This window comes from Dapis purpurea BLCC-M126 (assembly GCF_050015975.1).
GTDB lineage: Bacteria > Cyanobacteriota > Cyanobacteriia > Cyanobacteriales > Microcoleaceae > Trichodesmium.
Window position 1 is genome coordinate 1 of record NZ_JBNHER010000031.1, and the last position, 14,851, is coordinate 14,851.

Genomic DNA, 14,851 nt, shown 5'->3' on the forward strand with positions numbered 1-14,851 from the left:
TTTAACCAGAGGTAATTATCAATTATCCATTATCAATTATCAATTAATGAACTTCGTGCTTACAATACCGATGCTACCAGACATAATATCATTCTTTAATGTGCAACCCCCTTAATTTTACTGCCGATCGCCATATTCAACAAAGATTATTAAATATAGAAATATATGTGGAAAAAAATCGCCGAACATATCACCCAAGTCACCGAAGAAAAATTTGAAGTCACTAACCACAGTTCCGTTGGTGGAGGTTGCATTAACAATGGTTATAAACTGACCAATGGCACTCGTAGTTATTTCGTCAAAATTAATCAAGCTTCTCTAGTAGAAATGTTTCGAGCAGAAGCATTGGGGTTAAAACAAATGTGGGAAACCCAGACTATTCGAGTTCCCAAACCCTTATGCTATGGAACAGAAGGAAATAATTGTTATATAGTCTTGGAATGGTTAGACTTAGGTGGTCGCGGTAACGATAAATCTTGGGAAGAAATGGGGCGCAACTTAGCTGCTTTGCACCGCTATCAAGGAAAAAGCGAATTTGGTTGGGATATAAACAATACTATCGGTTCCACACCCCAGATTAATACTTGGTGTGGAGACTGGGCAGAATTTTGGGCACAACATCGTATCGGTTATCAGCTTAAGTTAGCCAAGCGTCGGGGCGGTAGTTTTAGTCAGGGCTATCGCCTGCTGAAAATGATTCCAGAATTATTAGCAGATCATCAACCCCAACCCTCTTTAGTTCACGGAGACTTATGGGGAGGGAATGCTTCGGTGACTGCGAATGGGGAACCCGTAATTTTTGATCCAGCGACTTATTGGGGCGATCGCGAAGTTGATATTGCCATGACAGAACTATTTGGAGGTTTTCCCAATGCTTTTTATCGTGGTTACAATGAAGCTTGGCCTTTAGATGATGGCTACAAACAGCGCAAAATTCTTTATAATCTGTATCATATTTTGAATCATTTTAATCTATTTGGTGGCGGTTATGCTTCTCAAGCAGAAAGGATGATTCAGCAACTTTTACGTTAGGTGAAAATTCCTTTATCAAGGTACATCATTTTTAGCGGGCAAGATGCCCGCACCACAAGACTTTGAATATTCACGCTTTGTACATCATTTTTCCGAAACCTTCACATACTTAAACAGCGAACCACAAGCAACACGAGTTCTTTCCGCTGCCCCACGCCACAACTCCAAAGCAACATCCTCCAAACTTTCCCCCTCCGCCAAAAGCATCCGCGAAATCATACCAATTTTGCCGAAAGACCAAAACAAACCAGCTTCAAGCAAATATGGTTCATTAGTTTCTGCGTGTACCCGGAAGTCATACAAAGAATAATCACGACAACCCAAAGCAACATGAGCCTTCTTGGCAGCATCTACAAGTTTCTCAAATAGCTCTGGGGTGACATTAGCTGGACAGATGGGCTTCACTGCTGGCTTCTCAGGTTGCTTTCTAGGGGTTCCATCAGATTTGAGTTCAAGTTTATCATCTACAGTTCTAATGGGATGTTCTTTGGTGACTAAATACTCTATCATCGGTGGAACCCACAACTTCCCCCTGCGCTCGACTACACCCACACGCATTTCTCTTCCAGGAATGTAATCTTCAACTAACAATGTCTCGTCAAGTTCAAACCCTGCCTGTAATGCTCCCGCTATTTGAGATTCATCCCATACCAATGTCACCCCCAAAGAGTTATCTTCCGAGGTTGGTTTCACGATAAACGGTGGCTGCATTGTTAGGGTATCTCCCCGGCGTAGTTGTTGTGCTTTGGCAACCCGGACACCTGATGCAGAGACGATGTTTCTTGTGTGGGCTTTATTGGTTGCGAGTGCTGTACAGTGAGATGGCGACCCCACTACGGGAATACCAAGAATATCCTCGAATAATGCCCGGAAACTTGTCATGCCAGGAAAACAGAACATATGGGGGACTACTACATCAATCTCAGGTAGCCGAGAAATCATCTCCTGAAGTGACATCTTAGGTGATAGACTATCTAAAGATGCGCCTAACTGCCAAAAACCGTCAGGATGTAAGGCTGCATAGTAGCTACTCACACCAACAGGTTGCACTACTTCCTTAGCGTATATTATTGATAAGTTGTAGTAAAAGTCGGAGACACGGGAACCAGCTAGGTGCAATACTCGCAATATTGGCATTGTAGCTGAGGATGAAGGTTGAGCTTGACGAATTTTTTCTGATATCATAATTTGTTTGTTGTACTAGATTAATCAAAAACGATGGTAGAGTAGATGTGCAATAGTTGGTTTTGCTCTTTATATCATTTGCCCCCGGAGGGGGAGTTACACTATTGGTAAAACAGTTATAATAGGGCTTCATTCTTGCGCTTTAGCGCTGAAAATATGTCTAGGAGCCCTAAAGCGCAACTACAAACAAAGACTTTTTTATAACTAATTATTCAAACATGATATTAGTTATTATGCTTTGATGTTGCTTCTATCTGGTTTCCCAACAACTGAGCAATTAAGTAAACCAGGAAACCTGCTGCCATACCGGGAAAGACTTCATAAATGGCACTTGATAACTTTAGTGCCCAATTCCAGGTTATAGCAACAAGAATGCCAACAACCATCATTGTTATTGCTACTGGCACACTTACAGGTTTTTGCCATACCCGCAATACCAATAACGGACCCAAACCGCAAGCTAAAACTGACCAAGAGAAAACTACTAAAGCAAATACACTATTGTCTCCTGCTAGAGCGATCGCTAATACAATAGCGGTAACAACCAGGGTAGCAATTTTAGCATTTCTATAAGACTGAGCTGCACTGGGAACTAAGTCTTGACTTAGTGCAGCAGAACATGATAATATTTGAGAATCTGCTGTCGAAATAGCTGCAGAAAATAGTCCTGCTAACATCAATCCTACCAAAACTGATGGCAATAATTCTATAGATAAATTCGGTAATGCCAACTCTGGGTCACTAGATGTCATTAAATCAGGTAACAAAACCCTTGCAGTTAATCCTATACCAAAAGCTGTAGCAGAATTCATTTGACCGCAAACAAATTTTATGTTACGAGCTAAGGCTATATTATCTGGGGAGTCAATTGCCATTGCTCTCACTAATATATGAGGTTGACCAACAGCCCCAAATCCTGCAACCACCCATCCCAAAAAGTAAGGAAAAAATCCCCAAGGTAAATTGGTAGGTATCCAATTTGTTAGGGTGGAGTCAATGGTATTTAATTTAACCCAAAGTTCTCCAAACCCTCCACAAGCAATCAAACTTATTACAAATAAGATCCATAAAGATCCTATCATTAAAATTGCCTGCACAGAGTCAGTCCAGATAGAAGCACGGATACCTCCTGAAAAACAGTAGGCAACTACAATTACAGCCCCAATAATAATCCCTAGTTGATAGTTCCAGCCAAATATAGCATTTAGTCCTTTGCTTGCTGCTACAAGTTGAGCGGAGGCATAAGTACCGAGAAATGCTATGATAATTAATGCTGAAATTATTGTAATCAAGCGCCCTTGATTTTTTTGCCCCAGATTTTCTTGACCTAAGAATGAGGGAACTGTATCTGATTCTGTTTGCTGAGAAACTAACCTCAACTTTTTGAATATTAACCACCAAGCAATATAATCTCCTATTGCCCAGGCAACGGGTATCCAAACTGAAGAAAATCCAACCTTGTAGGTAAAACCAATCACACCAATAAATAGATACCCACTCTGACCTGTTGCCATTGCTGATAGTGCTGTCAACCAGGGATTAACATTTCTGCTGGCCAGTAAGTAATCAGTTGTAGTGTTTTGTTTTTGGGTTGCAGAGTAAATGCCTACTACTGTAAATGACAGCAAAAAGGCAATAAATGTTATCGCAATCCAAATTTGTTTTTCCATAAAACTAAATGGGGTTTCATATATAATCCGGTTGAACAGTCGTCATTGCGACGATAGGAAGCAATATCAGAGGCGCACGGAGATTGCTTCCTTCCACTCCGTTCCAGTCGCAATGACTTAGGTATAGTAATTATCCGGATTTGATATCATTGGTTCAGTTTGAGTTTCATTTATGATTTTATTCTTGACTCAAATTTTTCGGCTTAATCAAAAAATCAGCAATTCCATAAACAATAAAACCTGCTGCCATACCAGGCAAGACTTCATAAATAGCACGTGATAGGTTAAGTCCTAAACTCCAGATAATGGCAACAGCTATACCAGTAACCATCATTGTTATTGCTACTGGAACACTTACAGGTTTTTGCCATACCCGCAATATTAATAACGGACCTAAACTACAAGCTAAAACTGACCAAGAGAAAGCTACTAAAGCAGCAACACTATTGTTTGCTGTGAGAGCGATCGCTAATACAACAGCAGTAACAATTAGGGTAGCTATCTTTGCTTTTCTATAGGAGTGAACTGGACTAGGAAATAAATCTTGACTGAGTGCAGCAGAACATGATAAAATTTGGGAATCTGCTGTTGAAATAGTTGCAGAAAATAGTCCTGCTAACATCAATCCTACCAAAACTGCTGGCAATAATTCTATAGATAAATTTGGCAATGCTAACTCTACATCATTAGATGTGATTAAGTCTGGCAATAATACTCTTGCAGTTAATCCTATACCCAAACCTCCGATCGAATTCACTAGACCAGAGAAAACTTGTATGTTACGAGCTAAAGCTATATTATCTGCCGAGTCAATTGCCATTCCTCTTACTAATATATGAGGGTGACCAACGACACCAAACCCTGCTACCACCCATCCCAAAAAGAAAGGAAAAAATCCCCAAGGTAAATTCCCAGGTATCCAATTTGTGAGGTTAGGGTCAATGGCATTCAGCTTGCTCCAAAGTTCTCCAAACCCTCCACAGGCAATTAAACCTGTTATACACAAAACCCACAAAGATACTATCATTAAGACTGCCTGCACAGAGTCAGTCCAGATAGAAGCACGGATACCTCCTGAAAAACAGTAGGCAACCACAATTACAGCTCCAATAATAATCCCTAGTTGATTGTTCCAGCCAAATATAGCATTCAATCCTTTACTTGCTGCTACCAGTTGAGCAGAGGCAAAAGCACCAAGAAATACTATAATAATTAATGCTGAAATTATTGTAATCAGGCGTCCTTGATTTTTTTGTCCCAAATTTTCTTGACCCAAGAATGAGGAAACTGTATCTGAGTCTGTTTGCTGAGAAACTAACCTCAACTTTTTAAATATCAACCACCAAGCAATATAGTTTCCTATTGTGATGCCGATAGGTATCCAAATAAAAGCACATCCAAACTTGTAGGCAACACCAGTTCCAGCAATAAATAACCCCCCATTCTGACGTGTTGCCATCGCTGATAGTCCTGTCAACCAGGGATTAACATTTCTGCTTGCAAGTAGATAATCATTTGTGGTGTTTTGTTTTTGGGTTGCTGAATAAATACCCACTACTGTAAATGACAGTAAAAAGGCTATGAATGTAATTGCAATCCAAATTTTTTTATCCATAAAAATTGATGGTTTCTCGAATGTAGGGACTTGGTAGCCAAGCTCCTACATTAGATTTATTCTTCCTGCAATTCTACTAGTTTCCCAATACAAAAGTCGATGCTCACCCAGCTTTTTAATTTTCGCAGATTCCCCAATAATAGTAAAGGTATTTGCCAATGGTGTACCATCAAAAATGGTAAGGGATCATTTACCTGAAAAATTGCATCTGTTCCGACAGTAATTCTCTCCACCCAAGCTTTTAATTTACCCAAAGATTTAATTTCTTTTAGTCGCCATAGTTCATGGTAAGTCCAATAAGTAGGTTTACTATTTGGCAGTGGTAATATTGGGGTTTCATTATCATTTTGACTATCTTTTAAATAAGCATTTGCTACTCCTGGATGGTCGTGAAAAGTTGTAATTGCTGAGTGAGTTCTAGGATTACATTCTATCGGAAATACTCTACCATCTTCTGTTTGAATAAAGTCAAAAGAAATTTGCCCAGTAATATTTAATTCTCTAACAAATTTTTCTACCCACTCGTAAATTTTAGGTTGTTCGAGGTGCTGATAATTTACTTGAAATTCTGAAGATTCACAACAGCAATACAATCTAATTTTTCCTTTTCTTACAGTGCTATGAGTACAATATTCTTTCCCTTTAACAAATTCTTGCATAATCCAGGGATTCTTTTCACTAATAGGTAAGCTGTTGATAAATTCCTCCATTTTTGATTTGGAATTCATGGGCAGTTTTGTCATATTTAAACGACGCACCGAGTCGTAATTAATACTCTTGAGAATATATTTACTCCCATCAGCAGCAAAATTAAAATTTAGAATTTGTTCTGGGTTTGTAATTAAAAATGATTTAGGTACAGACAAACCAAAACTTTTAGCTTTTTCAATAAAAGTAAATTTATTATCTAACATCTTAGTGATGTCAGGATCAAAGTGAAATACTTCACAATAGTCAGATAAAATTGGTTTAACTAAGGATTCATAGTAGCTAACAACAGCACTAGATACAGGGATAAATATATCTATGTTTTTGTTTTTAATAATCTCCACTAATTCCTGACAATAACCATCCCAATTTTTGTTTGGTGCAGGTACAGTGTAGAAACCTGAAACAGCATTAGAAAACCTATTTCCTGATAACCAATATTTATTAGATTCTAATAAAAAAACTTTGTGTCCTGCTGCATGAAATGAACGGGCAAGTTGCAAAGATTTTGTCATTTTTGCACCCGTAATTAAGACGTTTTTAGGATTTTCGGCTACTATTTTTGTTTGAAAAGGCTTACCGATAAAATTCCATATAATTGATAGTGTTACCATTAGCAAGTTAAAAGGTAAAACTATTAATAATAAAGCAATCGTACCAATATTTTGGCACAGTGCATAAAGACGCCCTTGAACAAATAATATTAATGCCATGTTAGTAGTTTAGTAAAGACATTATTTTCAATTAAAACTATTAAGCAGCTTTAGGTTTTTTACAGGTAATAAATTATATCAATTTTAAATTACCAAATGGTAATTTTTCATAGAGAAAATATTAATATTTTCTCTATGAAGCTTGTGTAATGCAGACTTTAGTTAAGTAAGTGGATTATTATTATCATCCACCAAAATTACTTTTGGACGATGTAAAAGTGCCTCATCTTCTGTCATTTGAGCGTAGGCAATAATTATTACTTCGTCGCCTACAGAATTCATTCTGGCAGCAGGGCCATTCAGACAAATTGTTCGGCTACCCCATTCACCAGGAATAGTATATGTTTCCAGTCGGGAACCATTATTAACATTAACTACCTGTACTTTTTCATGGGCAAGAATACCGGCAGTTTTTAGTAGTTCTTCATCGATGGTAATGGAACCTTCGTAGTATAACTCTGCTTGAGTTACTTTAACTCTATGGAGTTTGCTCTTCAAACTTGTAATTAACATTTTATTTTGCTCCGAAAAATTGGAATGATTTTACCTAAATAAGAGAAATTTCATCCAGGATAGGGGAATTATTTCTTCTTCGATAATTGCTACTTTCGCCTAATAATTGTCACCCCATCCCGTAAAGGTAGTAGAACTTGTTCAACCCTAGAGTCTTCTACAACAAAACTATTAAATTGAGCGATCGCTTCTCCATTAGGAGTACGTTTTTCTGGTGGGAGATAAGGTTGCCCTTGGAGTAAAGTATTATCAACACAAATAAATCCATTTGCTGCTAATAAATTTGTATCCAAGAGCATTTGAAAATATTGTATATACTCTTTTTTATCAGCATCAATAAATACTAAATCAAAAGTTTCTCCTGCATCTGCCAACTTCCTCATGGTTTCTAAAGCTGGTGCAACTTCCACTGATATTTTACTTCCATCTGGAGACTTGTCAAAACAAGCTCTACCAAAGTCAGCTACATATTGATCCACTTCACAGGCAACCATCCGCCCATCTTCTGGCAATGCTTCTGCCATTGCCAACGCTGAATACCCAGTAAACATTCCTATTTCTAGGATACGTTTTGCACCAGTCATATAGACAAACATTTTTAAAGTTTGTCCCTCAATATGCCCAGATAACATTTCCTGTTCTAGTTGACGTACAGTCTCACTATTGGAAAATCTTAAATTCCAGGGTTCTTGGCGAGTTTTTTCTGCTAATGCTGCCAAGGCGGTTGACTCTTGAGTAGTATTTTCCTCTATATAGGGGTCAATACCTGCTCCTAATTGATAAGCTTGTTTAATAGCATCAGCTAATTCTGATGGTATTTCTATAGTTTCTGCCATCTTGACAATTCTTTCAAGTTGCTCTACTAAAATACCTAATGGTGTAACTGGTCTGGGGGTTTCTGTTTTCACAACGGTTGTCATTTCAGTTATCAGTATCGACTACAATCTTATAAGTAACTGGGTTTATGGGAAAAAGATATCAGTGTCATAGGGTATTTCATATAAACCCGATTTGTCAGCACAAGTGCTGTAATTTAGTTACGGCAAGAATTTAACTTCTTAATTGAGAACTCTAAATTCTGAATTCTACTACTCTAGACCTAGGTCGCTTAAATACATTTCTTCTCCTTTACCTTCACTAGGTAAAGAAGCACAAAAATTCTTATGTTTCTCAACAGCAGATGTTAATAAGTCTGGAGGCACTTCACCAGCAAAACCACAAGAACCAATACCTGTAGGTAGAGGTGCCCACAAACCACTACTACCACGCTTGCGACGCATATTTTTCTGACCTTTAAGCATTAACTCTGTATCCTCGATAATAGGATGGTAAACTGACAAACCTATAGAAGAACATAATGCAACTATTCGATCGCGCTCATCTTTCTTGATCCAACCCATCTCTAATGCTAAAGTAGCTCCAAAAGCCATACCAATACCTACAGCATGACCGTGCATCAGTTTGGCCGCTGGCTCAAAACGAGGACTCCAGGTGTGACCATAAGCGTGAGGTCGGTCTTGATAGGTCTCGAACATATTTGTTCCTTCATGCTTCATGTAGGAATACAAAGCACGATAAATCACCTCATCAGCTATTTTTTCCAATTCCTCATCTGCATCAATATTAGCAAAATGAGTATCCACTAGACGCTTACCGTATTTTTCCATCAATTCAAATAATACTGGATCGTCGGTAACTGCCATTTTAATGATTTCTGCCATCCCGTTGCGAATATGACCTTTTGCCAAAGTACGGAATAAAGTACGGTCTACAATAGTTAGCACTGGAGGGTGGTAAGCACCAATACTATTCTTAAATAGATTACCATTTGTACAGGTACGAGGGGATGGTCCGGCATCAATAGCTGCAACAATTGAACTTCCAATCATCACATAAGGTGTCCGTCGGTGCTGCAAACTACAAGCTAAACCAGCAACATCGCTTAGTACGCCACCTCCAATTATCAAAACAGGTTCGTTACGAGATACATCACAACCATCTTTACCCAAGAATGCTAATATTTTGTGGACTGTCTCTGGAGTTTTGTCTGACTCCCAAGCTCGACATACTAGAGTTTCTAAGGGTATTTCATTCTGCTTAAAATAATTTTCTAGTTGTTCTCCGTAAAGTTCATCTACCGTCTGATCGACAACTGCTACACAGCGACCACGAGTTTTGTAGACTTCGGCTAAAACAGGGTTAGATGGATCTAAAACTCCGGTAACTAATCTTACTTCTGACTGGAGGGTAAATGTTGCATTAATTTGGAATGAGCGACCATCCTCTACTGCCCTTATTTCTCCACGACCATCATACCACTCTGAGGTGCGATATTTTTCTGCATGATCGCGCCGAATACTGGGGTCAAATGTGAAGTCTGCTTTGTTAACTTCTTCAATGACTGGTACAGGAGTTGATATTGCCTTACTCATGATTGTATTTAGGTAATTGTTTGCTTTGAAGTGTTGTCTGTGTTATCGCACAACAAATCTTTGCGCTTACACTTGAAGTCAGTGTAGCGACTTAATTTAACACCTTATTACTAAGGTTAAGGTAACCCAAAGGGTTAGTCATTTATTTGAAGTAGTTTCTAGGAAGTATTCAATTATAAGGAGATTATTTTTGTTGCTACTGTATTGTATACCTGAGTAGTGCTATCAGATGCAAGACATCAATAGCTTACCACATTTTTATAGACTTTTGCCAGGAAATAATTATCTTTAAGAAATATTTTCTGAATTTCTGCAAAAATTAACATTAGATCAGTTTTATCCACAGCAAGTTTAACAATTTTCCTAAGATAGAAAATCGCAGAATCCAATCATTTTTTGTTCACACTTAAACTTACTTAAGTTTCTTGGTTTTTGATTAACATTAGATCAGTTTTATCCACAGCAAGTTTAACAATTTTCCTAAGATAGAAAATCGCAGAATCCAATCATTTTTTGTTCACACTTAAACTTACTTAAGTTTCTTGGTTTTTGATACAAAAACTTAACTGATGATGTTATTGGTTTTCGCTTATTATCCTAGTTCTCCATACTTCTATAGTGGAAAGTGGCTCTTTTTCTTTCTCGTCTAGCTTCCACTTTAGATTACAACCGTGATTCACGTTTTGATCTGGATTTAACGGTTCCTTGGTAGTTATGGTGTTTAGCATAGTTGTCAAATCCTTTATTAATGACTAAATAACTTACTGCTTGAGAGTTTTAATTGTACCAACGTGAATTTTATTGAATGAGCATTCTTAGTTAGCTTCTAGATACTTCGCTATTGCTTATGCTGAACAGTAGACTAAACAAGCAGTAAAAAGTCCTTAGTTGATAGAGACTGTTGGAACTTCTTGCCTATTGTCAGAGGTACTACGGTTTCAATATCCCGTAGCAAAACCAGTTTAGCTAGCAATAGTTAAGTTATGGACTTGAGAATTTATTTTTAGTCTTGCCTGTTAGTTTAACCCTAATTCTTGTTCATTTTACTTAACATTAAGTTAATAGTTGTTAAGATTTAGCAATTATATATAACTTTGATGAATTTTTCAGATCAAAATCATCTCAATTTGATATAATTAAAGAGCTAAATTAATTATCATTAAAATATTATTAAATACTCCTTCAACTTTTTTAACATTAGATATTTTGATCGCCTACAATCAACCTTAGATATTTTGAAGGTAAATTACATCAGCAAAAAAGGTCGGAATTAGAATGAATTTTTATTAGAGCAATAGCTGAATCAAATGGAGGTAAATTCACTATTAAGTAGCCAGCAAAAGTTCAACGGAAAATTACTTTCTATAGTAATTTTCCCTCTGAAACACAGGCTGAATTATGACTAGGTACTTACTAATAGATCATTGATAATTAATAATTAATCAATTCGGTTTAAAGCCTTCTATTCCAAGAGAAAAAGCGGTCGTTAGCGTTAGGAAGGTCTTATGAAAGCAGCAGTATTCCGTTAGGATGGGATGGCGTTTTGCTGGTGCAAAGCATTCCGATAGGAATGCTACCGCAAACGCTTTTCATGTCGCGGAGCGTTAACGAAGTTGTGCGCTAGCTAAACGGCTGTCGCCGACATGAAAAGCGGAGTGGCTCTGCAAGAGCGGGAAACCTCGCCATATCCAATCGACCAAGAGAAAGAAATTGTGATTTCCTTATCTTCAATTCAGTTACGGTTTTAACCAGAGCTAATTATCCTTTATTCATCTATCTATTATCAATTAATGAAAAGTACTTAAGAGTATTTATTAGCAAACAAAAGTGCAATATCATGTCCAGATAATTAGTACAGTATTTTTTCTTTTCCCTTTGCCTAAAATTCAAAACTTATGTATCTCGCAAATTTGAGAAAAGCTATATATTTGCGACTGATTCTGATACTATGAGACATTGTAAGTTATAGCTCTGGCTCAATATAAAAATAAAAGCAAAAGGCGCGGAATTTCTAAATTCTTACGCCTTAGTCATAGATTATTTTTGACTTTTGCCTTTTGACTTTTGCCTTGCGCGTAGTGCTATAACAGTCATTACTATAATATTGCCAAGAATAGCTTTTGATGAAAAGATGGCGAATCAAGAATATCTAGCCTTACTTAATCGTGGTGTAATTTTATGGAATGAATGGAGAGATAAAAATCTACATTTACAACCAGACTTTACTGATGCTAACTTGAGAGGTTTTAATCTAAAAGGTGTTAATTTTCAAGGGGTAAATTTAACAGGGGCTAATCTATCTTTAGCTCAATTGATGAATGCTAATTGTAGAGATGCTAATTTTACTTCAGCTCAATTGATTAATGCTAATTTGACTGGTATTAATCTTCAAGGTGCTAATTTAATAAATGCTAATTTAATTTCTGCCGATCTAAGAAATGCTAATTTAATTGAAGCTGATTTAGTTAATGCTAATTTAATTGGAACTGATTTACAAAATTCTAATTGTCGATATGTTGATGCAACTTCAGCTAACCTGAGCAGAAGCAACTTAGCCAATGCAGATTTAATGGAAGCCAACTTCAGTTACGCTAATTTTAGCCATGCTAATCTTTATAACACTGAATTAATTGGGTCTTATGTTTACGAGGCTAATTTAGAAAAAGCAAATCTGATTAAAGCTCATATGAGTGGAATTTATTTATCAAATGCTTCTTTAAGAGAAGCAAACCTTTATAGAGCAGATTTGAGATTTGCTGAACTCAAAAAAGTTGATTTGCAAGATGCCAATTTGCAGGAAAGTTATTGTCGAGGTATTAACCTCAGTAAAGCTATTTTAATTAGAGCAGATTTAACAGGAGCAAATTTAAGAGGAGCAGATTTAAGAAGAGCTGATTTTACTGATGCTTTGATTGATGATATTAACCTTGTAGATGCTAATCTTCAGGAAACAATTATGCCTGATAGCAAAGTTAATAATTATAATTAACTTTATCAAGTATAACACTAGGTATTTAGGACGCGGACATTGATAAATCCCATTGGTAGAGCATTTTAGCACCAAAAAGTCACGAGCAAGATTATTTTTAACTTTTGACTTGGACGTAGCGCTATATTATTCGCTAGGACCTTCTAGTATTTCTTGTACCTCAGTATTAGTTTTACCTAAAATTCTGGCTATAGGTGCTACTAAATTTTCTTCTACTGCTTTACCCGCATAAATATCTTTGAGTTGTTCAGGAGAGACTTTGTGAATATCACAGAATTTAATAAACTCATGGCCACTAACCTGTAGTTGTTCTTGTCTTTCCCTTAGTAGGAGAGCGATCGCTCTTGGTCCATATTTAGGTCGTTCCGCTAGAGCTATATATTTCTGCATTAGGTCATTGACTCTGCTTCTTTTTCCTCCTACCCGTCGCAATAGATCTAAACAAGCTAACCTTAGAGCTTTGCGCAGTCTTTCCTGCTCATTCATAACTTCGAGCATTTCCTCAGCATATTCGGGTTTGCAAATGCCCACTAACTCTCCATCATTTAAAATTGGCACATAGAAACCCATCCCACATTCCCAAGGTAGTTCTTCTTTAGTAGTCATGCCTAAGCCTCCTGCTTTTCTTTAACTTGCTAGAATTAGAATAGTCTACTACATTAATATTTGCTAATATCTATTTTATAAAAAAAACGAGAACTATGTCCTCGCTTTTTGATTCAATATTTTAGTCTAGATAAATAATTCGTGTACCATAAAATTAAGCTAATGTCAACTAAACTGACATAGGGGTAGAACTAGAAGCTGCTAACTCCTGCAAACGCTCCTGTTGGTCTTGAGTAATGCAAGCTTGAACCACATTTTCTATATCTCCCTCTAGAAGAGGTGCAAGAGAAAAGTTCTGATTCAAACGATGATCTGTCGCCCGATTATCCTTATAATTATAAGTACGAATTTTTTCAGAACGAGAACCAGTACCTACTTGCGATCGCCTCATAGAACTTACTTCTGCTTGTTGCTCCTGCAGCTTAATCTCATAAAGTTTAGCCCGCAAAATCTGCATTGCTCGCTCTCTGTTTTGTAGCTGACTCCGCTCCTGGGTACAGAAAATTCTAATTCCCGTAGGCTTATGAAACAAGTCTACAGCAGTTTCAACCTTGTTCACATTTTGTCCACCAGCTCCACCAGAACGAGCAGTTGACAATTCAATATCTTTCTGGTCTATTTCAACTTCTACATCATCGACCTCTGGCATAATAGCTACTGTTGCCGTTGAAGTATGTACTCTCCCACCTGCTTCAGTTACTGGAACTCTTTGAACCCGGTGAACTCCTGCTTCAAACTTCAGCTTACTATAAACTTGTTCTCCTTTAATTTCTAAAATTGCTTCTTTAAAACCACCCATATCTGCCAAAGACTCACTAAGTAAACTTACCTTCCACTTTTGAGTTTCTGAATAGCGGGAGTACATTCTCACCAGATCCCCTGCCCAAATACTAGCTTCATCTCCTCCAGTACCAGCTCTAATCTCCAACATGATATTCTTGTCATCGTTGGGGTCTCGTGGAAGTAGAGCAATTTTCATCTGAGTTTCCAGAGATTCTAGTTTAGCTTCCAACTCCTCGACTTCCAACTTAGCCATCTCTTGCATCTCTAGGTCGCCACCAGCTTCTTTAAATATTTCTTTAGCATCAGCTAACTCTTCTTGAGCATTTTTCCAATCTGTATAATGATTTACAACTTCTTCTAAGGAAGAGCGTGCTTTAGCTACTTTTTGAAACTCACTAGGGTCTTTAGCAATATCTGGGTCGGCCAAACGTAGAGTCAATTCATTATAGGTTTGCTCTACAGATTTTAATTTATCTAATAAATATGTTTCAGCCATTGTCAGTTGTCCTTTGTCTAAATATTAGTGTTTTATTTGTAAGAGATTTTATTTGATATCTTAATGTTAATTGTTGCCTGTAATATTTAACAGACAACTAATTAAGGAC

At 37.2% G+C, this 14,851-nt stretch carries 11 protein-coding genes; 2 read left to right on the plus strand and 9 right to left on the minus strand.

The window, feature by feature from the left end; translation table 11 throughout:
• Positions 1-165: 165 nt before the first annotated feature.
• Positions 166-1,032 carry a fructosamine kinase family protein gene (locus ACP6PL_RS03450; protein WP_426542579.1) on the plus strand — a complete coding sequence of 289 codons (867 nt, stop codon included), beginning with the start codon at positions 166-168 and terminating at the stop codon, positions 1,030-1,032.
• Between the two features lie 84 nt (positions 1,033-1,116).
• Here ACP6PL_RS03450 and ACP6PL_RS03455 read toward each other — a convergent pair whose 3' ends face one another.
• The 7 genes from ACP6PL_RS03455 to ACP6PL_RS03485 all read right to left on the minus strand — a co-directional run bounded on the left by ACP6PL_RS03455 (position 1,117) and on the right by ACP6PL_RS03485 (position 9,868).
• Positions 1,117-2,217, minus strand: coding sequence for a D-alanine--D-alanine ligase family protein (locus ACP6PL_RS03455; RefSeq protein WP_426542581.1), 1,101 nt, complete (start codon positions 2,215-2,217; stop codon positions 1,117-1,119).
• Positions 2,218-2,441: 224 nt separating this feature from the next.
• A complete protein-coding gene (locus ACP6PL_RS03460; protein WP_426542583.1) occupies positions 2,442-3,887 on the minus strand; it encodes a sodium/proline symporter in 1,446 nt (481 codons plus the stop codon).
• 178 nt (positions 3,888-4,065) lie between these two features.
• Complete coding sequence (locus ACP6PL_RS03465; protein WP_426542585.1) at positions 4,066-5,502, minus strand: sodium/proline symporter; 1,437 nt, start codon at positions 5,500-5,502, stop codon at positions 4,066-4,068.
• 56 nt (positions 5,503-5,558) lie between these two features.
• A complete protein-coding gene (locus ACP6PL_RS03470) occupies positions 5,559-6,923 on the minus strand; it encodes an ATP-grasp domain-containing protein (protein WP_426542587.1) in 1,365 nt (454 codons plus the stop codon).
• 162 nt (positions 6,924-7,085) lie between these two features.
• A complete protein-coding gene (gene panD / locus ACP6PL_RS03475; protein ID WP_426542591.1) occupies positions 7,086-7,436 on the minus strand; it encodes an aspartate 1-decarboxylase in 351 nt (116 codons plus the stop codon).
• An 89-nt stretch (positions 7,437-7,525) separates the two neighbouring features.
• Positions 7,526-8,356, minus strand: coding sequence for an O-methyltransferase (locus ACP6PL_RS03480; protein WP_426542593.1), 831 nt, complete (start codon positions 8,354-8,356; stop codon positions 7,526-7,528).
• A 168-nt stretch (positions 8,357-8,524) separates the two neighbouring features.
• Positions 8,525-9,868 carry a sedoheptulose 7-phosphate cyclase gene (locus tag ACP6PL_RS03485; protein ID WP_426542595.1) on the minus strand — a complete coding sequence of 448 codons (1,344 nt, stop codon included), beginning with the start codon at positions 9,866-9,868 and terminating at the stop codon, positions 8,525-8,527.
• Between the two features lie 2,131 nt (positions 9,869-11,999).
• Between ACP6PL_RS03485 and ACP6PL_RS03490 the strand changes: the two genes are divergently transcribed.
• On the plus strand, positions 12,000-12,857 hold the full coding sequence (locus ACP6PL_RS03490) for a pentapeptide repeat-containing protein (protein WP_426542597.1): 858 nt from the start codon (positions 12,000-12,002) through the stop codon (positions 12,855-12,857).
• Positions 12,858-12,983: 126 nt separating this feature from the next.
• Here the strand turns inward: ACP6PL_RS03490 and ACP6PL_RS03495 are convergent, their stop codons facing one another.
• Entirely contained in the window at positions 12,984-13,463 is a 480-nt protein-coding gene (locus tag ACP6PL_RS03495; protein WP_426542599.1) for a hypothetical protein, read from the minus strand.
• Positions 13,464-13,632: 169 nt separating this feature from the next.
• Positions 13,633-14,742 carry a peptide chain release factor 1 gene (prfA, locus tag ACP6PL_RS03500; RefSeq protein ID WP_426542601.1) on the minus strand — a complete coding sequence of 370 codons (1,110 nt, stop codon included), beginning with the start codon at positions 14,740-14,742 and terminating at the stop codon, positions 13,633-13,635.
• Between the last annotated feature and the right edge of the window lie 109 nt (positions 14,743-14,851).